We start from the raw sequence: 24,112 nt of genomic DNA on the forward strand, positions 1-24,112 counted from the left end.
AGAAAGCCCTCCGCCTGACAGGAAGGCCCGGAAGGCCGGAGACGTCAAGACGCCTCCGGCCGCGGATCTTCAGCCGGGAGACGTCAGTAGCCGAGGCCCTTCTTCTCCTCGTAGACGGCCTGATTGTCGTCGGCGGAGGTGTAGAGGCGGGATTCGGTCTGGATCCACTTGGGCGGCAGGGTTCCGTCCTTCCAGAAGGCCTCCAGGGCGTCGAAGGCCGGACCCGCCATGTCGGGCGTCAGCTCGACGGTGGCGTTGGCCTCGCCCTGGGCGATGGCGAGGTGGATGTCCGGCACCGCGTCGATGGAGACGACGAGGATGTCCGAACCGGGCTTCAGCCCCGCCTCCTTGATGGCCTGGATGGCGCCCACGGCCATGTCGTCGTTATGGGCGTAGAGGGCGCAGATGTTGGCGCCGCCCTCGGACTTCAGGAAGCTCTCCATGACGACCTTGCCCTGGGCGCGGGTGAAGTCGCCGGTCTGGCTGCGCGTGATCTTGAGGTTCGGCGCCGAGGCGATGGACTGCTCGAAGCCCTTCTTGCGCGCGATGGCCGGAGAGGATCCGGTGGTGCCCTGAAGCTCGACGATGTTGCAGGCGCGGTCTCCGACGGCCTCCTTCAGCCAGTCGCCCGCGACGACGCCTTCATGCACGGTGTCGGAGGTGACGGCGGTGAGGTAGAGGTCGTCGGGGGCGTCCACGGTGCGGTCGAGGAGCACGACGGGGATCTCGGCGTCCCTGGCCTCCTTGAGCACCTCGTCCCAGCCCGTGGCCACGACCGGCGCCACGAGGATCGCGTCCACGCCCTGGGCGATGAAGCTGCGCAGGGCCCGGATCTGGTTCTCCTGCTTCTGCTGGGCGTCGGCGAATTTCAGGTCATAGCCGCGTTCGGTCGCGGATTGACGGGTGACGGTGGTCTCGGCGGCGCGCCAGCCCGATTCCGAACCGATCTGGGAAAAGCCGATGGTCTCGCCCGCCGCCCGGGCCGAGGCGGGGGTCAGCATCGCCGCGCCGAGCAGAAGCCCGCGCAGGGTGTTGCGGTGAATCATGATTTTTTTTCCTCCCATGGGATACGTCTCCATCCCCGACTCAATAAATCATACTTTATTACTTATGGGAAGGGCGCGCCCTGGATCCCGCCGGAAGTTTTCCGGCGGGCTTTCCTCGGGGCGGGATCCGGCGCGGGAGGAGTCAGCTCCCGACGCCTCCGGCCAGCAGGGCGGCGTCTCCGCCTGCGGCGGTCACGTCGACGCAGAGATGGCGCTCATGGGCCACATGGGCGAGATCCGGCCGCCCGCCGATCAGAGGCAGGATCGGACCCGGACGCGCCGCCAGAGCCTGCGCATATCTGCGGGCTTCGGCTTCTGCGCCCCACCAGAGGACTCCGCCGAAGCCTGCGAGGCCAGCCAGAGCCTCGGGCGCGAGATTCCCCTCCGCCCCGACCGCCAGGCCGCCCAGAGCCCGCACCGCCTGAATTTGCGCCTGCAGGGCGGCTTCTCCGGGGCCGAGGCAGAGGACCGGCGCGCGCGCGAAGAGCGTCAGGCGGTTGGTCTCGCCGGTGGGGCCGGGCATGGCGCGGGTCTCGATCTTCGGGAGATCCGCGCCGGTCTCCGCGAGGCGGCGACGCAGCGTCAAGAGATCGGCCTCCCGGGTCCAGGGCTCGCCCGCAGGGCCGGGCGCAGGCTTGAGGAAACGCGCCAGATAGAGCGGCCCGCCCGCCTTGGGGCCTGTGCCGGAGAGGCCCTCGCCGCCGAAGGGCTGGCTGCCCACCACCGCCCCGATCTGGTTGCGGTTCACATAGAGATTCCCCGCCTGAATGCGGTCGGCCATCTCCTGGACGCGGGAATCGATGCGCGTATGCAGGCCGAAGGTCAGGCCGTAGCCGCGGGCGTTGATCGCCGCCGCGATCTTCTCCAGATCGCCCGCCTTCCAGGTCGCGACATGCAGGACCGGGCCGAAGACCTCGCGTTCGAGCTCCTCGATCCCCGCGACGCGGATCATCGCCGGAGAGACGAAACATCCCTCCGCAGGTTTGGTCAGGCGATGGATCAGGCGGCCCTGCGCCTCTGCGGCTTCGAGGTAAGCCTCGATGGAGTCCCGCGCCTCGACGTCGATGGCCGGACCAATGTCGGTGGAGAGCCTCCAGGGATCGCCGAGATTCTGCTCGTCCATCACGCCCCTGATCATCTCGATCATGTGAGGAGCGATCTCCTCCTGAAGATAGAGGCAGCGCAGGGCCGAACAGCGTTGGCCCGCCGAACGGAAGGCCGAAGCCACCACATCCCGCGCCGCCTGCTCGGGGAGGGCGGTGGAATCGACGATCATCGCGTTCAGGCCGCCCGTCTCGGCGATCAGCGGCGCCGAAGGAGACAGGCCCTCGGCCATGCTCCGGCGGATGCGTCGGGCCGTCTCGGTGGAGCCGGTGAAGACCACGCCCGAGATTCGCGGATCGGAGGTCAGCGCCGCCCCGACCGTCTCGCCGGGGCCGGGCAGGAGCTGCAGCGCCGAAGGCGGGACTCCGGCCTCATGCAGCAGCCGCACCGCCATGGCCGCGACCAGGGGCGTCTGTTCGGCGGGCTTGGCGAGCACGCCGTTTCCCGTCGCCAGAGCCGCCGCGATCTGTCCCGTGAAGATCGCCAGAGGGAAATTCCACGGCGAAATCGCCGCGAAGACCCCCAGAGGCTCGGCGTCCGGAGGAAGGTTCTCCGCCTCGGCGGCGTAATAGCGGAGGAAATCCACGGCCTCGCGGAGTTCGCCGAGGCAATCGGGCAGAGTCTTGCCCGCCTCGCGCGCCAGAACCGCGAAGAAGGGCCCGAAATCCGCTTCATAGAGATCGGCGGCCCGACGCAGAACCGCCGCGCGCTCCGCCACGGAGGCCGCCCATGGACGCGCCGCCCCCAGAGCCGCTTGCGCCTCGGCTTCGCCCGCCTCCCGCACCAGCGCGACCGGCTCGCCCGTGGCGGGGTTGAGGAGCGGATGCCCCTCGCCTGCGGGCGCGGCCTCCACAGCGAGGATCGGCCCGGCCTCGGGGATCTCCACGGCGCGGGCGGAGTCGATGCGCGCCAGAGTCTCGGCGTCGGTCAGATCGAAGCCGCGCGCATTGCGCCGCCCGGCGCCGAAGAGCGCCTCCGGACGCTTCAGATTCGCCGGAGCCCTGGCCTCGGCCAGAGCCGCGACGGGATCGGCGGCGATGGTCTCGGGCGCGACGCCTTCATCCACGATCTGATGCACGAAGGAGGAATTCGCGCCGTTCTCCAGCAGACGCCGCACCAGATAGGCCAGCAGATCGCGATGCGCCCCCACCGGCGCATAGATGCGGCAGCGTCCGCCCGTCTCCTTCAACAGGATGTCGTGCAGGCGCTCGCCCATGCCATGCAGACGCTGGAACTCGAAAGGACGGCCCTCGGCCAGCTCCAGGACGGCGGCGGCGGTCTGGGCGTTGTGGGTCGCGAATTGCGGATAGATCCGGTCGGCGTAGCCGAACAGCTTCTTCGCCAGCGTGAGATAGCTCACGTCGGTGGCGGTCTTGGAGGTGAAGAGCGTGAAATCCGGCAGGCCCTCGACCTGAGCCCGCTTCATCTCGGAATCCCAATAGGCGCCCTTCACCAGACGCACCATGATCCGCCGGTCCAGCCGCGCGGCGAGCGCGTTCAGCCGGTCGAGGACCAGACCCGCCCGCTTGCCATAGGCCTGAACCACCACGCCGAAGCCGTCCCAGCCCGCGAAGGCGGGATCTTCGAGAATCGCCTCGATCACCTTCAGCGAGAGGATCAGGCGGTCCTGCTCCTCGGCGTCGATGTTGAAGCCCATGTTCGCCGCGCGCGCCTGAAGCGCCAGACGCCGCGCCCGCGGGACCAGCTCGGCCATGACCCGCGCCTCCTGCGCCGCCTCGTATCGCGGATGCAGCGCCGAAAGCTTCACCGAAATCCCCGGATTGGCCTCCACCGAGCCCTTGACGCAGGCGCCCGCCAAGGCGGCGATGGCCTGCTCGTAGGAGCGGGCGTAGCGCGCGGCGTCGGCGGAGGTCAGCGCCGCCTCGCCGAGCATGTCGTAGCTGTAGGTGAAGCCCTGAGCCTCGCGCTCCTTCGCGCGGGACATGGCCTTCCCGATGGTCTCGCCGAGCACGAACTGACGGCCCATCTCCTTCATCGCCCGGCCCACCGCCAGACGGATCACCGGCTCGCCGAGGCGCTTCACCGCGCCGCGCAGCAGGCCCACGAGTCCCGGCTGATCGTCGTCCAGCACGCGGCCCGTCAGCATGAGCGCCCAGGTCGAGGCGTTGACCAGAGGCGAAGCCGCCGAGCCCAGATGCAGGCTCCAGTCGGAAGGCGCGATCTTGTCCTCGATCAGGGCGTCGATGGTCTCGGCGTCGGGCACGCGGAGCATGGCCTCGGCGAGGCACATCAGCGCCACGCCCTCGCGGGTCGAAAGCCCGTATTCCGCGAGGAAGTTCTCCATCAGCGAAGGCGAGGCCCCCGCGCGGATGCGGCGCACCAGATCCGCAGCCCGGAGCGAAGCCGCCGCCCGCAGGCTCTCGGGGAGGGCGGCCTCGGCGAGCAGGCGTTCAAGCACGGCCTGTTCGTCGGCGAATTTGGCGGCGAATTTGGCGGCGGGAGACAAAAGCGAAGGGGACTCGACCATGGCGATCTCCAGATCCTCGACAGAGGAAGCGCTGAGATCAGGAATAACGGATTCCTCATGGTCGATGCGCCTGATCTTGCGCGTTATCATGGGCGAATGGAGCAAAGATCAGGGGAGATTCAGGCTTGGCCTTCGAACTCGACGCCGCCGACCGCCGCATCCTGCTGGAATTGCAGCGCAACGCCCGGATTCCCGTCAGCGAGCTGGCGCGACGGGTGGGACTCACGAAAACCCCCGTGGCGCTGCGCGTCAGGCAGATGGAGGAGGCCGGACTCATCACGGGATATCGGGCGATCCTCTCGCCGATCCGGCTCGGGCTGACTCATGTGGTCTACGTCGAGGCGAAGCTCTCCGACACCCGCGAAACCGCGCTCAAGCAGTTCAACGCCGCCGTGAAGGCCATTCCGGAAGTCGAGGAATGCCACATGATCGCCGGAGGATTCGACTACCTCCTCAAGATCCGGGCCAGAGACATGGCCGATTATCGGCGCATCATGGGCGAAAGGCTCTCCGCCCTGCCCCATCTGCATGCGACCTCAAGCTACGTCGCCATGGAGGCCATCCTGGAGCAAGGCGCCCTCACGCTGGAGGAGCCCGACCCCGACAATCCCGGAAGATAGCGCGCGGAGGCGCGGGCGGGATCGGGATTCGTCCCGCCAGAATGAAAGAGGCCGGACTTGCGTCCGGCCTCTCGAATGCGTCGTCCTCGGGCTGGAGCCGCCTGCGCGTCGCGCCCGGCGGAAGCAGCCTGGAGAATCAGATCGCCTGCAGATTGTCGGCCGAGTTCTTGCCGGACCGACGGTCCTGCACGATGTCGTAGCCGATCTTCTGGCCGTCGGCGAGCGAGCGCCATCCGGCGCGCTCGACGGCGGAGATGTGGACGAAGACGTCCGGGCCGCCGCTGTCGGGCTGGATGAAGCCGAAGCCCTTGGTGGCGTTGAACCACTTCACAGTACCGGTGTTCATGACGATTTCCTTTTTCAAGCAACCGTTGGTGTTCCCGCGATGCCCTGCGGGATGAGATCGAGTCTTTGAAAGGAAATCGGACTTGAGCGAATCGCTCCGGGCCAGCGTCACAAGCAATAGTCGATGCGCAGGATATTAGGCCGGTTTTTCAGATTTGCAACACCCAGGCTGCGAGAAATGCGGTTCGCGGGCGCCGGATCCCGCCTTCAAATGCGCAAAACGCAATAAATCATGATTTCTAATTCCATAAACTTCTGAAGCTTTCGGTCTATGGCTCGGGACGTCACGCAATTCTCCGCCTCCGCCATGCTCGGCGGGAGCGGACTGGGGGAAGACCGAATGAGCGAAGAATCCGTCGCCCGGCGCACGCTGAGCGAAGCCGCCGCGCGCCAACTCGCCAACGCGACCAAGACCCGGGCTCAATGGTCCGGAGTCACGCCGCGCTGGCTGGTGTCCTTCCTGCCCTGGACGCCGGTCGAGGCGGGCATCTACCGGCTGAACCGCGTCAAGGAGGAGGCGGGAGGCCAGCTCGCCGACGCGCAGGTCGAATGCTCGCCGCCGCGCGACCGCGACCCCGACCTGCCCGAGGCCTTCGTCGATTACGAGCTGAATCCGCGCGAATATTCGCTGAACGCCGTCACCACGGTGCTCGACGTCCAGACGCGCGTCTCCGATCTCTACAACGCCCCCTACGACCAGATCCAGGAGCAGCTCCGCCTGCTCATCGAGAAGGTCAAGGAGCGTCAGGAAAGCGAGCTCATCAACAACGCCGAATACGGCCTGATCGCCAACACCGACAAGCGCCAGAGAATCAAGGCCCGCACCGGCGCCCCCACTCCCGACGATCTGGACGAACTGATCTCGAAGGTCTGGAAGGAGCCCTCCTTCTTCCTCGCCCATCCGCGGGCCATCGCGGCCTTCGGGCGCGAATGCACCCGTCGCGGCGTGCCGCCTCCGACCGTCACGCTCTTCGGCCAGCCCTTCCTGACCTGGCGCGGCCTGCCGCTGGTGCCTTCGGACAAGCTGCCCATCGACGCCAAGGGCAAATCCACGATCCTGCTGATCCGCACCGGAGAGAAGAAGCAGGGCGTGATCGGCCTGTTCCAGCCGGGCGTCCCCGGCGAGATCCAGCCGAGCCTTTCGGTGCGCTTCATGGGCATCAACCGCAAGGCCATCGCCTCCTATCTCATCTCGCTCTACTGCTCCTCGGCGATCCTGACCCACGACGCCATCGCAGCCCTCGAAGACGTGGATGTGACGAAATATCATGCCTATCCTGACTCCTACGTCTGAGCCGGAAGGCGGGTCGGGCGGCGGAGCCCCGCCCGGCTGGCCCGACGCAGGGACCATCGCCGCTCTGGCGAACGCCCTGTTCCAGGCTCCGCCCGGCGCGCCTCATCCGCAGGCCCAGCCTCTGGCGGCGCCCTCGCAGGCCGCCCTGCAGGCCCCGAGGCCCAGCTTCGGCGGAAGCCCCGGAAGCCTGCCTGCTCCGGGTTCCTCCGGAACGGGCGGAATCGAGCCTCCGCATGTCCAGCCTCTGGCGGCGCCCTCCGCCGCGGCGCTCCATGCGCCGCGTCCGGGCTTCGGCGTCAGCGGATTCGAGCTTCCCCAGGCCCCGCCCCAGAGCGGACCCGGCGGCCTGCCGGAGGCTCTGGGACTGGCTCTGGCGGAAGTCCTGAAGCTCGCGCCCCACGCCCTGTGGGAGGGGTCGGCTCCCGAGCCGACCGCCCAGCCCTCTCCCGAAGGCGGCTACGGCTTCCTGCGGGAGGCGCGCGGTCCCGAAGCCCGCGCCCCTCTGGCGGAGGCTCCCCGCCTCCCTCAGGCCGAAGCGCGCGCTCCGGCGGAGGCCCGCGCGCCGGAGATTTCCTCTCGGCTCGCGCCGGGCCTGAGCCGCGATCTGGATCAGGGCCACCGGATCTTCGACGTGGGCTCGATTCGCAGGGATTTCCCGATCCTGAGCGAGCGCGTCCATGGCAAGCCGCTGATCTGGTTCGACAACGCCGCCACCACGCAGAAGCCTCAGGTGGTCATCGACCGGCTGGCGCATTTCTACGCCCATGAGAACTCGAACATCCATCGCGCGGCCCACGCCATCGCCGCCCGCGCGGATGAAGCCTATGACAAGGCCCGCGAGACCGTGGCGCGATTTCTCGGCGCGGGAAGCTCCGGCGAGGTGGTCTTCGTCCGGGGAACCACCGAGGGAATCAACCTCATCGCCAAAAGCTGGGGCCGCGCGAACATCCGCGAGGGCGACGAGATCCTCGTCACCCATCTGGAGCATCACGCGAACATCGTCCCCTGGAGCCAGCTCTGCGCCGAAACCGGCGCGAAGCTGAAGGTGGCTCCGGTGAACGACGACGCCGAACTGCTCGTCGAGGAGTTCGAGCGCCTGATCGGGCCGCGCACGAAGCTGGTCTCCATCACGCAGGTGGCCAACGCCGTGGGCACGGTCAACCCGGTCGAGGTTCTGACCGCCATCGCCAGGCGCCATGGCGCCACGGTGCTGGTGGACGGCGCGCAATCGGTCTCGCACATGCCGGTGAACGTCCGGGAGATCGACTGCGACTTCTTCGTGTTCTCCGGCCACAAGGTCTTCGGGCCGACCGGAATCGGCGCCGTCTGGGGCCGCAAGGAGATCTGGGAGAAGACTCCGCCCTGGCAAGGCGGCGGCAACATGATCGCCGACGTCACCTTCGAGCGCATCGTCTATCAGCCGCCGCCCTCGCGTTTCGAGGCGGGCACCGGCAACATCGCCGATGCGGTGGGGCTGGCGGCGGCTCTGGATTACGTCGAGCGGATCGGGCGTCCGGCCATCGCGCGCTACGAACATGAGCTCTTGCTCTACGCCACCCAGCGCATGCGCGAGATTCCGGGCCTCCGGCTGATCGGGACCGCGCGCGAAAAGGCGAGCGTGCTGTCCTTCGTCCTGGAGGGCTGGGAGACGCGCGAAGTCGGCGCGGCTCTGGATCGCGAAGGCGTCGCGGTGCGGGCGGGGCATCACTGCGCCCAACCCATCCTGAGGCGGCTCGGGCTCGAAACGACGGTGCGGCCCTCGCTGGCCTTCTACAACACCTGCGCGGAGGTGGACGTCATGATCGACGTCCTGCGCCGCCTGCAACAGGGGCGTCGCGGGCGTCGCTGAAGCCGCGCAGCCTGGAGACGAGCCCCCTCCCGCAAGAGAGGGGGCTCGTCTTTTTGGATTCAGGCGAAGGTGCGGAAGCGCGTTTCGTCCGGGATGAAGGTCTTGGCGGCGAGGGGCGCCTCGTTGGAGCCGAAGGGCATCTGGGCCATCAGCTTCCAGGAGGTCGGGAGATCCCAGGCCTTCGCCACCTCGGCGTCGATCAGCGGATTGTAATGCTGGAGGCTCGCGCCCAGGCCGACGTCGGCCAGAGCGGTCCAGACGGCGAATTGCGCCATCCCGCCCGACTGCATCGAGAAGCCGGGGAAATTCGCGGCGTAAAGCGGGAATTTCTCCTGGAGATCGCTCACCACGGCCTGATCCTCGAAGAAGAGGGCCGTTCCGGCGCCCGCCGCGAAGCTGTCGATCTTCCGGTCCGTGCCGGAGAAGTCGGCGGCCGGAACCAGAGGACGCAGCGCCTCCTTGACGATGCTCCAGAGCTTCGCGCTCTCGGCGCCGAAGAGGACCACCACCCGCGAGCTCTGCGAGTTGAAGGAGGAAGGCGCAAGGCGCACCGTCTCGCGGATCAGCGCGTCGATCTCCTGGGGCGGCAGCGGCAGGGTCTTGCCGAGCGCATATTGCGTGCGGCGCTTCTTGAAGGCTTCGATCATCTGGGAAACATGCTCCGGATTCATCGTCCATCCCGCCGCTCGAGGCCGAAAGGCGCGGCGTCCGGGAGTGTTGCGATGCGACAATCCAGGCAAGCTACGCGCGGTCCTTCCCCGACGCAAGATGGGCGGGGTCGGAGTTTCTCCTCACAAATGATTGAACAGGCGGAGAAAGGCGGCGTCGCATCCCGGTTTTCGCGATGCGGCGCCGATTTCCCTCCCGCCCGGGTCAGATCGCGACCGCGCGGCCCTCCTTCACCGAGAGCAAGGCCGCTTCGGCGATCTCCAGAGCCTTCAGTCCGTCATGGCCGCCCGGCGAGGGCGCGGCGCCCTCCACGGCCATGCGGATGAAGGCCGCGATCTCCGCCTCATAGGCGGCGGCGTAGCGGGTCATGAAGAAATCCTGCAGGGGCGGACGCAGATAGCCCGCCTTCGTCGCCAGCTCGATGTCGTAGGCGCGCTGGTTCTCGGCGGAGATCATGCCCTCCGAGCCATGGACCTCGATGCGCTGGTCGTAGCCGTAGCTCGCCCGGCGCGAGTTCGAGATCAGCGCCTGACGCCCCGAAGCCGTGGTCAGGATCACGCTGGCGCTGTCGAAATCTCCGAGCTCCGCCACGCGCGGATCCACCAGAGCCGCCGCGCTGGCCTGAACCTTCGCGATCTCCTCGCCGAGCAGATGACGCGCCATGTCGAAATCATGGATGGTCATGTCGCGGAAGATTCCGCCCGAGCGCGGCAGATACTCCAGATGCGGCAGGCCGGGGTCGCGGCTGGTGATGGTCGCCATCTCCACCTTGCCGATCTTTCCGGCCTCGATGGCCGCCTTGACCGCCGCGAAATGCGGATCGAACCGCCGGTTGAAGCCGATCATCAGCTTGCCGCCGACCGCCTCCACGGCCTTGAGGCAGGACCGCACGCGGCCGATGTCCAGATCCACCGGCTTCTCGCAGAAGACCGCCTTGCCCGCCGCCGTGAAGCGCTCGATGAGGTCGGCGTGGGTGTCGGTGGGGGTGCAGATCAGCACGGCCTGCACGGCCGGATCGACCTGGATCTCCTCCAGCGAACGCACCGCGCAGCCATGGGCCGAGGCCAGAGCCTGCGCCGCCTCCGTCGAGGCGTCGTGGACCGCGCTCAGCCGCGCCGAAGGCTGAGCCGCCACCGCCTTCGCATGGACCTTGCCGATCCGGCCCGCGCCCAGAAGGGCGATGTTCAGCGTCATGAGTCGAACTCCGAAAGGCGGACTCTCCGCCCCTCCCGGGCGGACAGAGCCACGGCGTGGATGAAAATCTCGATCTTCAGGGCCTCGGAGAAATCCGGACGGGCGGCCGCGCCGCCTCCGAGTCCGCGCAGGAACTCCGCCGCCTCGATGGTCTTGAGGTCGAGGAAGCCGAGCTGATGCCCCGGCGCAGGCACGAAGCCGCCGAAAGGCGGATGCTCCGGCCCGGTCAGGATGGTCCGGAAGCCCTGAGAGCCTCTGGGGCCCTCGTTGACGTAAAGCTGAAGCTCGTTCATGCGCTCCTGATCGAAGATCAGCATGCCCTTCAGCCCGTGGATCTCCCAGCCGAGGCGGTTCTTGCGGCCCCAGGCCGAACGCGAGGTCGTGAAGACGCCTTGCGCGCCGCTGGCGAAGCGGATCAGGGCGTTCGCGACATCCTCGTTCTCGACCGGTCCGCGCCCGCCGCCCTCCGGCAGAGGCCGCGTCTCGTGGATGATCTGGGTCTCCGCAAGCAGGCTCTCCGCCGGACCCATCAGCTCGCTCATGAAGGAGACCAGATGACAGCCGAGGTCGCCCAGAGTCCCGAGGCCCGCCTCCGAGAGCTTCGCGCGCCAGGTCCAGGGAAGATCCGGATCGGCCTGATAATCCTCGTCCACCCAGCCGCGGAAATGCACGGGACGCCCGATGACGCCCTCGCGAATCAGCTTCAGCGCATGGCGGAAGGCCGGATTGCGGATGTAGTTGTAGCCCACCAGCGTCTGACGTCCCGCAGCGCGGGCGGCGGCCTCCATGGCGCGGGCCTGGTCCAGGGTCAGGGCCATGGGCTTCTCGCACCAGACATGCTTCCCCGCCCCGAGAGCCGCGAGAGCCATGTCATGATGCAGGGCGTTGGGCGTGGCGATCGACACCACGTCGATTCGCGGATCGGCCATGAGCGCGCGCCAGTCGCCGGTCGCGCGGGCGAAGCCGAGCTGATCGGCCATGGCCTCGGCGCGGGAGAGCGGCTGATCGCAGAGCGCCTCCAGCCTCACGCGGGGCAGATCGCGCCCCATGACGGCCCGCGCCGACCGCCAGGCGAGGGCGTGGGTCTTGCCCATGAAGCCCGTCCCGACGAGTCCGACGCCGATCTCCTGCTGAACCATGACGGTTCGCGCCTCCCCTGCATTTAAAATTGGAATTTTTTTTCCATTCGCTGGATGATGCGGAACAGAGTTTCCGTCTGTCAAGTCGAAAGGCGAGCATGGCTTCTCCGCATTCCTCCCCCTCTCCCGCCCCGCCCGCCGATCTGGAGGCGCTGCAAAGGCGCATCGCGGCTCTGGCGCCGGATCTGCCCAAGCGTCTGCGCCAATGCGCGGAATGGGCGCTGGCGCATCCCGACCGCGTGGCCGTCTCGACGGTGGCGCAGCTCGCGGCGGGCGCCGAGGCCCCGCCTTCCGCCTTCGTGCGGTTCTGTCAGGCGCTGGGCTATGCGGGCTTCTCGGATTTCCAGACCATCTATCGCGAGGGCTATCTCTGGCCCGATTACGGCGTGCGTCTGGAGAAGCTCCGCGCCAGAGGCGACCGCAGCGCGCCGGGGCTGCTCGCGGCCTTCGTCGAGGCCGGGCGCGATTCGCTGGAGACCCTCGCCAAGACCCTCGATCCGGCCGACCTGGAGGAGGCCGCCGCCCTGCTGGCCCGCGCCCGCATGATCCACGTCATGGGCCTGAGGCGAGCCGGTCCGGTGGCGCTCTATCTGGCCTATGTCTTCGAGAAGATGGAGATTCCGGCCATGAATCACGATCTCGCGGGGCGTCTGGAGCGACGGGCGGCCCTGAGGCCCGGAGACGCGGCTCTGGCGATCTCCTTCGCGCCCTATTCCGAGGAGACCGTGGCCTTCGCCGAAGCCGCCGCCGCCCGAGGCCTGCCGGTCGCCGTCCTGACGGACACCCTCGCCAGTCCGCTTCTGGCGCATGCGCGCCGGGCGCTGCTGGTGAAGGAGGCCGACGTCGGGGCCTTCCGGCCCCTGACCGCCACGCTGTCGCTGGCTTCGGCTCTGGCGGTGGCGGTGGGGGTCAAACGGGAGGCGGAGATTCCAGAACAAAAAAATTGACAATTTCGATAAATGGAATAAAAATTCCAAAATCAGAGGGCGAACAACAGCCCCATTCACCTCTAAGGGAGGATCCCATGTCGAAAACCCGCGCCGCTCTTGCGGCCGCGCTCGTCCTGACGGCGGGCGCCGTCGGCCCGGCCCTCGCGGAGGGCGAGCGCTTCGTGCTCGTCAGCCACGCCCCCGATTCCGACAGCTGGTGGAACACCATCAAGAACGCCCTCCGGGTGGCGGCGGACCAGATGGACGTGACCGTCGAATACCGCAATCCGCCGACCGGCGATCTGGCCGACATGGCCCGCATCGTCGAGCAGGCGACCGCCGCCGGCGCCGACGGCATCATCGTCACCATCGCCGATTACGACGTCCTGTCGGGCCCCATCCGCGCGGCGGTGGACGGCGGCATTCCGGTCATCACGATCAACTCCGGCACGGTGGCGCAGTCGCAGAGCCTCGGGGCGCTGCTGCACGTCGGCCAGCCGGAATATGACGCGGGCCATGGCGCGGGCCTGCGGGCCAAAGCCGACGGCGCGACGAATTTCGTCTGCGTCAACCACTACATCACCAATCCCGCCTCGGTGGAGCGCTGCCAGGGCTTCGCCGACGCGCTCGGCGTCTCGCTGGAGGGACGCATGATCGACTCGGGCATGGATCCCGGCGAGGTCTCCAACAAGGTTTCGGCCTATCTCAACGCCAATTCGGACACCGACGCCATTCTCGCGCTCGGCCCGAACTCCGCCGAACCGACGCTGAAGGCGCTCCAGGATCAGGGCCTCGCGGGCGAGGTCTATTTCGCGACCTTCGATCTCTCGCCGACCATCTCCGAGGGGATCAAGGCGGGCGCCATCGCCTTCGCCATCGACCAGCAGCCCTATCTGCAGGGCTATCTGCCGGTGGTGATCCTGACCAACCTCGCCCGTTACGGCGTGGTTCCGGGCAACTCCATCAACTCCGGCCCCGGCTTCGTGACCAAGGACAACATCGGCCTCGTCGAGGAGCTGGCGGGCGTCTACCGCTGATCCTTCCAGACGGCTCCAGAGATCTCCGGCGGGCGGCCTTCCGCCCGTCTCCTCGAAGCATGTCTTGAGGAGTCTTTCCGATGAGCGCCCCAATCGCCGCCGCAAAGATCGACGACGAAAGATTGAAGCAAGTCTCCTGGCTGCGCCAGGCTCTGGTGCGGCCCGAACTCGGGGCGATCTGCGGGGCGATCCTCGTTTTCGTCTTCTTCCTGATGGTCGCCGGAGACAGCGGCATGTTCGCGCCGCAGGGAATCCGCAACTGGACTCTCGTCTCGGCGCAATTCGCCATTCTCGCGGCTGGCGCCTGCCTGCTCATGATCGCCGGAGAATTCGACCTCTCGGTGGGCTCGATGATCGGATTCGCGGGGGTGGTGATCGCCATCCTCTCGGTGCAATGGGGCTGGCCCGTCTGGGCGGCGATCCTCAGCGCCTTCGCGGTCTGCCTGTTCATCGGGGCGGTCAACGGTTTCCTCGTCATCAGGACCGGTTTGCCGAGCTTCATCGTCACGCTGGCCTTCCTCTACATCCTGCGCGGGCTGACCATCTGGCTTTCGGTCGCCACCACGCGTCAGACGATCATCGGGGGCGTGGGTCAGGCGGCCGAAGGCGACTGGCTGGCGCCGGTCTTCGGCGGAATCGCCTTCCGGGGGCTCTTCCAGTGGATGGGAGATCAGGGCTGGATCGCCACCTTCACCCGAGGCGCCCGCATGGGACAGCCCGTGGTCGAGGGAATTCCGGCTCTGGTCTTCTGGGCGCTCGGACTGATCCTCTTCGCGCATGTGCTGCTGACCCGCACCCGCTTCGGCAACTGGATCTTCGCCTCGGGCGGAGACGCCGAAGCCGCCCGCAAGGTCGGCGTGCCGGTGAGCCGGGTGAAGATCCTGATGTTCATGTTCTCGGCCTTCTGCGCCTGCGTCTTCGCGGCCTGCCAGGTGATGGAGTTCGGATCGGCGGCGGCGGATCGCGGTTTGCTCAAGGAGTTCGAGGCGATCATCTGCGTGGTGATCGGCGGCGCGCTCCTGACGGGCGGATATGGCTCCGTCATCGGGGCGGCGCTCGGGGCGCTGATCTTCGGGGTGGTGCAGCAGGGACTCTTCTTCGCCAACGCCGAAAGCTCGCTGTTCCGGGTGTTCCTCGGGGTGATCCTGCTCATGGCGGTGATCATGAACACCATCATCCGCCGCATGATCACGGGAGAACGCTGATGTCCGAAGCTCCTCCCATCCTCGAGATGCGCGGCATCGAGAAGCATTTCGGCCCGGTGGTGGCTCTGGCGGGGGTCTCCTTCGACATCCGCCCCGGAGAATGCCACTGCCTGCTCGGCGACAACGGCGCGGGGAAATCCACCTTCATCAAGACCATGTCGGGGGTGCACCGGCCCTCGCGCGGCGAGATCCTCTTCGAGGGCAGGCCGCTGCGCTTCTCCAGCCCGCGCGACGCCATGGAGGCGGGCATAGCCACGGTGTTCCAGGATCTCGCGATGATCCCGCTCATGTCGGTGACGCGCAATTTCTGGATGGGCCGCGAGCCTCAGAAACGCTTCGGCCCGCTCAAGCTCTTTCACCGCGCCCACGCCGAAGCGGTGGTCGCCGAGCAGATGCGCGAGATGGGGATCAACCTGCGTCAGGCCGATCAGGCCGTGGGCACGCTCTCGGGCGGCGAACGCCAGACGGTCGCCATCGCGCGGGCGGTCTATTTCGGGGCCAAGGTGCTGATCCTCGACGAACCGACCTCCGCGCTCGGGGTGCGCCAGACCTCGCATGTGCTGGCCACCATCGACCGGGTGCGCGCGCGCGGCGTGGGGGTGGTCTTCATCACCCATAACGCCCGGCACGCCCTCGCGGTGGGCGACCGATTCACCGTGCTCAACCGCGGACGCACCCTCGGCACGGCCCGCAAGGGCGAAGTCACGATCACGGAGCTTCAGGACCTCATGGCGGGCGGCGGCGAAATGGCGGACATGTCCGCCCTCGGGGAAGGAGCGCTCTGATGACGCAGAAGCCGAAGCTCGACGTGATCACCATGGGACGCAGCTCCGTCGATCTCTACGGCGCCCAGGCGGGCGGACGTCTGGAGGACATGGGCTCCTTCCAGAAATATCTGGGCGGCTCTCCGGCGAACATGGCGGTCGGGGCGGCGCGTCTGGGGCTGCGTTCGGCGCTGCTCAGCCGCGTCGGCGACGAGCACATGGGCCGCTTCCTCCGCGAGGAGCTGGCGCGCGAAGGCGTCGACCTGCGGGGCCTGAAGACGGATCCCGACCGCCTGACGGCTCTGGTGATCCTCGGCATCCGCGACGAGGCGAGCTTTCCGCTGATCTTCTACCGCGAGAATTGCGCCGACATGGCCTTGTCCGAGGAGGACGTGGATCCGGCCTTCATCGCCGAGGCCGGGGCGGTGGTCGCCACGGGCACCCATCTGAGCAATCCGCGCACCGAGGCGGCGGTCTTCAAGGCGCTGACCCTCGCCCGCGCCAACGGCGCCCGGACCGCGCTCGACATCGATTACCGCCCGAATCTCTGGGGGCTCTCCGGCCATGGCGACGGCGAAAACCGCTTCATCGCCTCCGGCATGGTGACGGAGCGCCTGCAAAGACGGCTCGGGCTCTTCGACCTGATCGTCGGCACCGAAGAGGAATTCCGCATCGCCGGAGGCTCCGAAGATACGCTGGAGGCTCTGAAGGCGGTGCGCAGGCTGACTCCGGCGGTTCTGGTCTGCAAGCGCGGGCCGATGGGCGCCGCCGCCTTCACGGGCGAGATTCCCGAAAGCCTCGACGAAGGGATCTCCGGCCCCGGCTTTCCGGTCGAGGTCTTCAACGTGCTCGGCGCCGGAGACGGCTTCATGGCGGGACTCCTGCGCGGCTGGCTGCGCGGCGAGGACTGGCGCACGAGCCTCACATGGGCCAACGCCTGCGGCGCCTTCGCGGTGAGCCGCCATGGCTGCGCCCCCGCCTATCCAAGCTGGGAGGAGCTTCAGTTCTTCCTCAGGCGCGGAATCGTCACGCCCGCCTTGCGCCATGACGCCGAGCTTGAGCGGCTGCATTGGTCGACCACGCGGCGCGGCGCCTGGCCGAGCCTCAAGGTCTTCGCCTTCGACCATCGCGCCCAGCTTGAGGAGATCGCCGCCAGAGCGGGAGTCTCCCCGGCGGAGGCCCCCGCGCGGATCGGCGCCTTCAAGCTGCTCTGCCTGGAGGCGGCCAGGCGCGTGGCCGGAGACCGCCCCGGCTATGGCTTCCTTTCCGACGGACGCCTCGGCGCGCGGGCCTTGCATCGGGCGGCGGGCTCGGGGCTCTGGATCGGACGCCCCGCCGAGCTGCCCGGCTCGCGGCCTCTCGCCTTCGAGCCGGAGGTCGGCGAGGATTGCGGCGGCCTGCAGGAATGGCCGCTGGAGCATGTGGTGAAAGTCCTCTGCTTCATCCATCCCGACGACCCGCCGGAGATGCGCGCCGAGCAGGAGGCCTCGGTGAAGCGCCTCTTCCTCGCGGCGCGGCGGGCGCGCCTGGAGTTCCTGCTCGAGATCATCCCCTCGAAGGTGGGTCCGGTCGGGCCGGAGACCTCCGCCGATCTGATCCGCCGCTTCTACGAGATCGGCGTCTATCCGGACTGGTGGAAGCTGGAGCCCTTCGAGGACGAAGCCGCATGGCTGGCCGCCTGCGCGGCGGTCGAGGATCATGATCCGCATTGCCGGGGGATCGTCGTCCTCGGGCTGGAGGCGCCGGAGGAGGTTCTCGCGCGGTCCTTCGCTCTGGCGGCGAGACAGCCCCTCGTGAAGGGCTTCGCGGTGGGCCGCAGCATCTTCGCCCCGACGGCCCGGCGCTGGTTCGCCGGAGAGATCGCGGATGCGGCGGCGGTCGAGGAGATGGCGGCGCGGTTCTCGGCGCTCTGCGCCATCTGGGAGAGGGCGCGCGCACAAGAGACAGGGCGCGAAAAGGAGACGGCGCGATGAGCAGGACCCTGCGTCTGACGGCGGCGCAAGCCATGGCGCTCTGGCTGACCCGCCAGGAATCCGAAGCGGGCGGACGCTTCATCGAAGGCTTCTGGGCGATCTTCGGACATGGCAACGTGGCCGGAATCGGCGAGGCGCTCCACGCCTGGCGCGAGGAGCTGCCCACCTGGCGCGGCCATAACGAACAGACCATGGCGCACGCCGCCATCGCCTACGCCAAGGCCATGAATCGCCGCAAGGCCATGGCCGTCACGACCTCCATCGGGCCGGGGGCTCTGAATCTCGTGACGGCGGCGGCTCTGGCCCATGTGAACCGTCTGCCGGTGCTGCTGGTTCCCGGAGACGTCTTTGCGGATCGCGGGCCGGATCCGGTGCTTCAGCAGGTCGAGGATTTCGGCGACGGGACCATCTCCGCCAATGATTGCTTCCGCCCGGTCAGCCGATATTTCGACCGCATCTCCCGCCCGGAGCATCTGCTCACCGCCCTGCCCCGCGCTCTGGCGACCCTGACCGATCCGGCGCGCTGCGGCCCGGTCACGCTGGCCTTCTGTCAGGACACGCAATCGGAAGCCTTCGATTATCCCGAAAGCTTCTTCGCGCCGAAGCTCTGGCGCATCCGGCGCCCGAGGCCCGATCCCGTCGAGCTGGCCGAGGCCCTCGCGACGATCCGGGCGGCGAAGGCTCCGGTGATCGTGGCGGGGGGCGGCGTCCATTACGCCCTCGCCTGCGAGACCCTCCGCGCCTTCGCCGAGGCCCATTCCATCCCGGTGGTGGAGACTCAGGCGGGGAAATCCGCGCTGGATTGGGATCATCCGCTGAATTTCGGCCCCGTCGGCGTGACCGGAGCCGCTTCGGCCAATGCTCTGGCGGAGGCGGCGGATCTCGTCATCGGGATCGGCACGCGGCTTCAGGACTTCACGACCGGCTCCCGGGCGCTCTTCCGCAATCCGGAGCGCAAGCTCCTGACGATCAACGTCCAGGCCCATGACGCCGCCAAACACGGCGCGCAAAGCCTCGTCGCCGACGCGAAGCTGGCCCTCGAGGAGCTGACCGCCGCCCTCGGCGGACATCGCGCGCCTGCGCCCTCCGCCGCGCTGAAATCCGCGTGGTTCGCCGAAGCCGACAAGGTCACGGCGCCGCCCGACGCCGAGGCCAACGCCCTCCCCACCGACATGCAGGTCATCGGCGCGGTCCAGAGGTCGAGCGGGCCCGACACGGTCGTCATGAGCGCCGCCGGAACCATGCCCGGAGAGCTCCACAAGCTCTGGAAGGCGCCTCAGGGCGGCTATCACATGGAATACGGCTTCAGCTGCATGGGCTACGAGATCGCCGGCGCCCTGGGGATCAAGATGGCGCGTCCGGAGGCCGATGTGGTCTGCATGCTCGGCGACGGCAGCTACATGATGGCCAATTCCGAACTCGCCACGGCGGCCATGCTCGGGATCAGGATCACCGTGGTTCTGACCGACAACCGCGGCTATGGCTGCATCAACCGCCTGCAGAAGGCGACGGGCGGCGCGGCCTTCAACAATCTCCTCGACGACAGCCGCCATGTGAATCCGAGCCATATCGACTTCGCCGCCCACGCCGCCGCCATGGGCGCCCGCACGGAGAAGCTTTCGGACATCGCCGGACTGGAGGCCGCGCTCCTCCGGGCCAGGGCGGATCAAGGCCCCGTGGTCCTCGTGATCGACACCGACCCCGGACCCTCCACCGAGGCGGGGGGCGCCTGGTGGGACGTGGCCCCGCCGGAAGCCTCCGCCCGCGCCGAAGTCCGGGAGGCCCGCGCCCGCTACGACCAAGCCCGCCGCAACCAACGCGCCGATTGAGGCCCATCATGATCCTTTACGGAACCAATCCCATCGCCTGGTCCAACGACGACGACCGTCGTCTGGGGGCCTCGATCTCTCTGGAACGCTGCCTGCGCGAGGCCGCCCTGATCGGCTTCGATGGAATCGAGAAGGGCCACAAGATGCCCGCCGAGCCGCAGGCGCTCAAGGCGGCGCTCGCGCCCCATGGCCTGCGCTTCGTCTCGGGCTGGTGGTCGACCAATCTGCTGGCCCATGATCTGGAGGCCGAGAAACGCGCCATCCAGCCGCATCTGGATCTTCTGAAAGCCATGGATTGCGAGGTCTGCATCGTCTGCGAGACCTCCAACGCCATCCACGGCGAGGATTCGACGCCCCTCAGCCGACGCCCCGTCCTGCCCGCCGATCAATGGCCCGCCTTCGGCGCCGCCGTCGAGGCTCTGGCCGCCCATCTGGAGACGCAGGGCCTCCAGCTGGTCTATCATCACCACATGGGCACCATCGTCCAGACGCCCGGGGAGATCGACCTTCTCATGGCGCATGTCGGGCCGAAGACGCGGCTGCTCTTCGACACGGGTCATTGCTTCTTCGGCGGCGGAGACCCGGCGAAGGTCGCGGCGAAACACATGGACCGCGTCGCGCATCTGCACGCCAAGAACGTCCGGCCCGAGATCATGCAGCAGGTCGAGACGGAGGGCCTGTCCTTCCTCGAAGGGGTGCGGCGGGGCGTCTTCACCGTGCCCGGAGATCCCGAAGGCGGCGTGGATTTCATGCCCGTGCTGAAGCTCGCCGCCGATCACGGCTATCAGGGCTGGCTGGTCATCGAGGCCGAGCAGGATCCCGACGTCCGCGATCCCATGGCGTATCAGAGCATGGGGCTCGAAGCCCTGCGCCGCATGGCCCGAGCCTCGGGCCTCGACCGCGCCGCAAGCTGAAGGAGGCCGACATGTCCCATCTGCGCCGCAAGCCCCTCGCCGGGCATGGCCTGATCCACGACGTCACGCCGGACAACGCCGGATGGAGCCATGTCGGCTTCGCGCTGCATCGGCTCGCGCCGGGCGAGAGCGCGGAGGCCCTGACGGGCGGCCGCGAGGCGATCCTCGTCCTCGTCGAGGGCAAGGCGCGGCTCTCGACGCCCGAAGCGGACTTCGGCGAGATGGGCCAGCGCATGGAGGTCTTCGAGGGGACGCCGCCTCATGCGCTCTACGTCCCGGCGGACAGCGCATGGAAGGCCGAAGCGGCCACGCCCTGCCTCCTGGCGGTCTGCACGGCGCCGGGCGGCGGAGATTTCAAAGCCCGCCGCCTCGGGCCCGAGGGGATCGTCCGGGCGGATCGCGGGACAGGGAGCAATCTCCGGCATATCCACAACATCGCCATGGAGGACCGCGAGGTCGCGCAAAGCCTGCTGGTCACGGAGGTCTTCACGCCGGCGGGGCATTGGTCCTCCTATCCGCCCCATCGCCATGACGAAGACGACTTCCCGCGCATGACCTGTCTCGAAGAAACCTATTATCACCGCCTCAACCCTGCGAAAGGCTTCGGGATCCAGCGCGTCTTCACCGAGGACGGATCTCTCGACGAGACCATCGCCGTGGCGGATCACGACGTGGTGCTGGTGCCGCGCGGACATCACCCCTGCGCGGCGCCTCATGGAATCGGGATGTATTACCTCAACGTCATGGCGGGGCCTCTGCGCAAATGGCGCTTCGCGGCCCATCCGGATTTCGGCTTCCTCGGCTGACCGGCCTCAGGAGCGGATGTTGCGGCGGAGATGGCGCTCCATCGCCAGACCCGTCGCCCAGGATCCCAGGATCCAGAGGAGCAGATAGAGCGGGTCGTGGATCGGAGACCGGTAGCTCGCCGAGATTCCTTCGCGCATCATCTCGGTGGCGTGGAAGATCGGATTCCACGACAGCATCTGCGCCAGCCAGAGCGGAATCTCCGTCGCGGCGTACATCACCCCCGACACGAACAGCAGAGGCCGCTTCAGCACCTGGATCAGCAGCCGGAGATTGGGCCGCAGCGTCTGGAGGGACATCAGGATCAGCCCCACCCCTCCCCCGAGCAGCCAGGCCGCCGCCAGAGCCATCAGCGTTTCGAGCGGATCATGCAGCTGCGGAACCGGATTGAACTGATAATTCGCCGCCAGGACCACCGCGCAGGCCGCGACGATGGTCACCCCCTCCAGAGCCGCGAAGGCGAGCACGAAATCCAGAGGCCGCACGCCCGGATAATAGAGCAGCGCCCGATTGGACTCGAGCGCGTTGGCGGCGCCGTCCATCGTGGAGCGGCAGAGCAGGAAGGGAAAGAACCCCGCCAGCAGAGAGGTCAGCAGATCCACCGGCAAGGCCGAATGTCCGCCGACCGCGCTCCGCATGAAATAGAAGAGGCCGATCACCACCAGATGCGTGACCAGCAGCCGCAGCCAGGCGAAACGCCCCTCGCCCAGACGCGCGCGCGTCTCGCGCAGGAAATTGGCGATGAAGACCCGCCGGAACCCCATCAGCCCGGCCGGGAGGCTCCCGACGCGGCGTCCGCGGATCCTGTCCCGAACCTCGCTCATATCTTCGCATGCTCCCGGATCGCCATGACGATCAGCGCCAGCACGTTGTAGAGGAAGAAGAAGAACACCAGAGCCAGCAGCGTCGAGCGCATCACCTGAGGATAACGCGGATCGACCGGCGCAAGAGGCGAATTGATCACCGCCAGATAACGATGCTGGCGCAGGGCCTCGGCCTGGGCCTGCCCGGAGGCGGCCACGGCGCTGGTCCAGATGGTCTGACGGGTCTCGCGCTCGAAGAGCGCCGCCTCGAATTCGTTCAGCCGGGGAGCGCTGGCGGCGATCCCCGCGGCGATGCGTCGAGCTTCCTCGCGCAGGGAGTCGATCTCCGCCATGAGCTTGCGGCCCGCCTGAGTGCCGCGTCCGTCGCCGCCGGGATTCCACTGCATGGCCTGATATTCGGCGTTCTTCGTGGCGATGGTGGTCTCTATGCCCGCAAGGCGGCTGACCATGGTGGCGAGGATCGATTGCGGATCGGGCTCGCCATGGCGCTGCTGGAGGCTCAGCACCGCCTGACGCGCCGCGCGCAGATCGTCGCGGCGCTGCTCCAGGGCGCGGTCGGCGGTGCGCAGCTGGTCGTCGCGGATGCGCGAGGAGATGTCGTTGATCTTCTCCTCGCTGTAGCGCAGGAGATGCCCCACGATCTGTCGCGCGTAATCGGCGTCGGTCGCCTGGGCCGAGAGGGTCATCACCTTGTCGTTGGGGTTGAAGGCCACCTTGACCCGGTTGCGGTAGTAGGCGAGCTGATCGTCCTCGGCGACTCCGGCGGAGAGGCGGCGCAGGGGATCCACCTTCGTGGAGCGGAAATGGCTCAGATAGCCTTCGTCCTCCTCGATGCGCCGCATGGTGTTGCGCGAGAGGATGAACTCCCGGATGGTCGCGGCGTCCTGAGCGTTGGCCACCCCGGTGAACTGGCCGCCGAGCGTCTCCAGGGAGGGAATCGAGCTCGTTTCCGAGCTCTGGATGGTGAAGGTGGTCTCGCTCTCGTAATAGGGCGTGGCCCAGTAATGCAGGTAATAGGCCGTCAGCAGGGTCGGGGCGAGGACGAAGAGGAAGAACCGCAGGCCCACCATCCGGCTCTTGCGGCGCCGCTGACGCTCGGCCTCGCGGCGGGCGCGCTCCAGCAGCCCGTCGGGAGGCGTCTCCGGGGCCGGAGCGGCGGCGGGCGCCGCCTGCGGAGGAGCGGGCTTCGCGGCCGCAGGCTTCGTGGGCGCGGGGCCCGGCGCGGGCGCGGCGGGCGGCGGGGGGACGACGCTGTCCATCATGACCGGATCCTGAAAAAGCTGGCGCGTCCTCGCCTGAAGCCGGAAGGGCTTCGCATCGTGACGACGCGACCACGAGACAAGCAAGCAGACGGCTCCGGAAGATCCGGGGCGGCCGGAACAGGCTCCGGGTGGGCGCGCGGCCGGACGGAAGCTCCGGAGCCTCCGGCCGACCGGCGGGACCGGAGGATTCTCTAGAGTTCGTGCGCCTGACGCGCGTCCTTCAGATCGTCGTAGAAGGTGAGTTCTCCGCTCCTGAGCACGGCGGCGCAGTCGCAGAACTCCGCGATGGTGGAGGCCTGATGCGACACGATCAGCATGGAGGAGCGGCCCCGGCGCTCATGGAAGAAGCGTTTGCACTTCTCCTTGAAGGCCTTGTCGCCGACCGCCAGCACCTCGTCGATCAGATAGACCTCGAAGTCGATCGCGGCGGTGAGCGCGAAGGTCATGCGGGCCCGCATGCCGGAGCTGTAGGTGCGCACGGGCATGTGGAAATAATCGCCGATCTCGGCGAAGAGCCGGCCATAGGCCACCGTCAGATCGGGGTCCTGATCATAGAGCCGGGCGGCGTAGAGGATGTTCTCCTCGCCGGTCAGCTTCGGATTCAGCAGCCCCCCGAAGCCGATGGGCGGCGAGATGGTCCGGTCGCAGAGGATCTCGCCCATGTCGGGCGCCTCCACTCCCGCGATCATCCGCATGAGCGTCGACTTGCCCGCGCCGTTGCGGCCGAGCACGCCGACGTTGCGGTCGGTCGGGATGACGACGTTCGCGCCTTCGAGGATGACCCTCGCGCCGCGACTCGTCGGGTAGGATTTGAACACGTTCT

Annotated in this window: 20 protein-coding genes; 11 read left to right on the forward strand and 9 right to left on the reverse strand. The window is 67.9% G+C overall.

The features are described 5' to 3' along the window. Positions 1-83: 83 nt before the first annotated feature. Positions 84-1,046: a galactofuranose ABC transporter, galactofuranose-binding protein YtfQ gene (ytfQ, locus tag PHN62_RS02380; protein ID WP_300145763.1), complete on the reverse strand. Its 963-nt coding sequence runs from the start codon at positions 1,044-1,046 to the stop codon at positions 84-86. 142 nt (positions 1,047-1,188) lie between these two features. Beyond that, entirely contained in the window at positions 1,189-4,638 is a 3,450-nt protein-coding gene (putA, locus tag PHN62_RS02385) for a bifunctional proline dehydrogenase/L-glutamate gamma-semialdehyde dehydrogenase PutA (RefSeq protein ID WP_300145766.1), read from the reverse strand. Between the two features lie 125 nt (positions 4,639-4,763). Between putA and PHN62_RS02390 the strand changes: the two genes are divergently transcribed. Next, positions 4,764-5,258, forward strand: coding sequence for an Lrp/AsnC ligand binding domain-containing protein (locus PHN62_RS02390; RefSeq protein ID WP_300145768.1), 495 nt, complete (start codon positions 4,764-4,766; stop codon positions 5,256-5,258). A 136-nt stretch (positions 5,259-5,394) separates the two neighbouring features. Here the strand turns inward: PHN62_RS02390 and PHN62_RS02395 are convergent, their stop codons facing one another. Further along, positions 5,395-5,604: a cold-shock protein gene (locus tag PHN62_RS02395; RefSeq protein WP_300145771.1), complete on the reverse strand. Its 210-nt coding sequence runs from the start codon at positions 5,602-5,604 to the stop codon at positions 5,395-5,397. A gap of 339 nt (positions 5,605-5,943) precedes the next feature. Here PHN62_RS02395 and PHN62_RS02400 point away from each other — a divergent pair, with 339 nt between their 5' ends. Next, positions 5,944-6,897 (forward strand): family 2A encapsulin nanocompartment shell protein, encoded by a 954-nt coding sequence (locus PHN62_RS02400; protein ID WP_300145774.1) that lies wholly within the window; start codon positions 5,944-5,946, stop codon positions 6,895-6,897. Next, positions 6,872-8,746 (forward strand): family 2A encapsulin nanocompartment cargo protein cysteine desulfurase, encoded by a 1,875-nt coding sequence (locus PHN62_RS02405; protein ID WP_300145776.1) that lies wholly within the window; start codon positions 6,872-6,874, stop codon positions 8,744-8,746. The genes PHN62_RS02400 and PHN62_RS02405 overlap by 26 nt, the downstream gene beginning before the upstream one ends. A 59-nt stretch (positions 8,747-8,805) precedes the next feature. On the opposite strand, the gene PHN62_RS02410 is transcribed toward PHN62_RS02405, so the two are convergent. The 3 genes from PHN62_RS02410 to PHN62_RS02420 form a co-directional block, all read right to left on the reverse strand. Continuing rightward, a complete protein-coding gene (locus PHN62_RS02410; RefSeq protein WP_300145779.1) occupies positions 8,806-9,393 on the reverse strand; it encodes a nitroreductase family protein in 588 nt (195 codons plus the stop codon). 226 nt (positions 9,394-9,619) lie between these two features. Beyond that, a complete protein-coding gene (iolG, locus tag PHN62_RS02415; RefSeq protein WP_300145781.1) occupies positions 9,620-10,609 on the reverse strand; it encodes an inositol 2-dehydrogenase in 990 nt (329 codons plus the stop codon). Beyond that, positions 10,606-11,748: a Gfo/Idh/MocA family oxidoreductase gene (locus tag PHN62_RS02420; protein WP_300145783.1), complete on the reverse strand. Its 1,143-nt coding sequence runs from the start codon at positions 11,746-11,748 to the stop codon at positions 10,606-10,608. The genes iolG and PHN62_RS02420 overlap by 4 nt, the downstream gene beginning before the upstream one ends. A 98-nt stretch (positions 11,749-11,846) precedes the next feature. Between PHN62_RS02420 and PHN62_RS02425 the strand changes: the two genes are divergently transcribed. The 8 genes from PHN62_RS02425 to iolB all read left to right on the forward strand — a co-directional run bounded on the left by PHN62_RS02425 (position 11,847) and on the right by iolB (position 21,205). After that, positions 11,847-12,695 carry a MurR/RpiR family transcriptional regulator gene (locus PHN62_RS02425; RefSeq protein ID WP_300145786.1) on the forward strand — a complete coding sequence of 283 codons (849 nt, stop codon included), beginning with the start codon at positions 11,847-11,849 and terminating at the stop codon, positions 12,693-12,695. A 77-nt stretch (positions 12,696-12,772) separates the two neighbouring features. Beyond that, positions 12,773-13,714, forward strand: coding sequence for a sugar ABC transporter substrate-binding protein (locus PHN62_RS02430; protein WP_300145789.1), 942 nt, complete (start codon positions 12,773-12,775; stop codon positions 13,712-13,714). Between the two features lie 80 nt (positions 13,715-13,794). Continuing rightward, positions 13,795-14,919, forward strand: a complete 1,125-nt coding sequence (locus PHN62_RS02435; RefSeq protein ID WP_300145791.1) for an ABC transporter permease — start codon at positions 13,795-13,797, stop codon at positions 14,917-14,919. After that, positions 14,919-15,704, forward strand: a complete 786-nt coding sequence (locus PHN62_RS02440) for an ATP-binding cassette domain-containing protein (protein ID WP_300145793.1) — start codon at positions 14,919-14,921, stop codon at positions 15,702-15,704. The genes PHN62_RS02435 and PHN62_RS02440 overlap by 1 nt, the downstream gene beginning before the upstream one ends. Then, a complete protein-coding gene (iolC, locus tag PHN62_RS02445) occupies positions 15,704-17,656 on the forward strand; it encodes a 5-dehydro-2-deoxygluconokinase (protein ID WP_300145796.1) in 1,953 nt (650 codons plus the stop codon). The genes PHN62_RS02440 and iolC overlap by 1 nt, the downstream gene beginning before the upstream one ends. After that, a complete protein-coding gene (iolD, locus tag PHN62_RS02450) occupies positions 17,653-19,485 on the forward strand; it encodes a 3D-(3,5/4)-trihydroxycyclohexane-1,2-dione acylhydrolase (decyclizing) (protein ID WP_300145799.1) in 1,833 nt (610 codons plus the stop codon). Before iolC ends, iolD begins: the two co-directional genes overlap by 4 nt. A gap of 8 nt (positions 19,486-19,493) precedes the next feature. Next, positions 19,494-20,399, forward strand: coding sequence for a myo-inosose-2 dehydratase (gene iolE / locus PHN62_RS02455; RefSeq protein WP_300145803.1), 906 nt, complete (start codon positions 19,494-19,496; stop codon positions 20,397-20,399). 11 nt (positions 20,400-20,410) lie between these two features. Further along, complete coding sequence (gene iolB / locus PHN62_RS02460; protein ID WP_300145806.1) at positions 20,411-21,205, forward strand: 5-deoxy-glucuronate isomerase; 795 nt, start codon at positions 20,411-20,413, stop codon at positions 21,203-21,205. A 6-nt stretch (positions 21,206-21,211) separates the two neighbouring features. Here iolB and PHN62_RS02465 read toward each other — a convergent pair whose 3' ends face one another. From PHN62_RS02465 to PHN62_RS02475, 3 genes are all read right to left on the reverse strand, one after another. After that, the gene (locus tag PHN62_RS02465; protein WP_300145809.1) at positions 21,212-22,027 is read right to left on the reverse strand and encodes an ABC transporter permease; all 816 of its coding nucleotides are present in this window, start codon (positions 22,025-22,027) and stop codon (positions 21,212-21,214) included. Further along, entirely contained in the window at positions 22,024-23,289 is a 1,266-nt protein-coding gene (locus tag PHN62_RS02470; protein ID WP_300145813.1) for a hypothetical protein, read from the reverse strand. Before PHN62_RS02470 ends, PHN62_RS02465 begins: the two co-directional genes overlap by 4 nt. Positions 23,290-23,480: 191 nt before the next feature. Next, a complete protein-coding gene (locus tag PHN62_RS02475) occupies positions 23,481-24,107 on the reverse strand; it encodes an ABC transporter ATP-binding protein (RefSeq protein WP_300145816.1) in 627 nt (208 codons plus the stop codon). Positions 24,108-24,112: the final 5 nt, after the last annotated feature.

This window comes from Neomegalonema sp. (assembly GCF_028688855.1).
In the GTDB taxonomy this organism is placed as follows: Bacteria; Pseudomonadota; Alphaproteobacteria; order Rhodobacterales; family Rhodobacteraceae; genus Neomegalonema.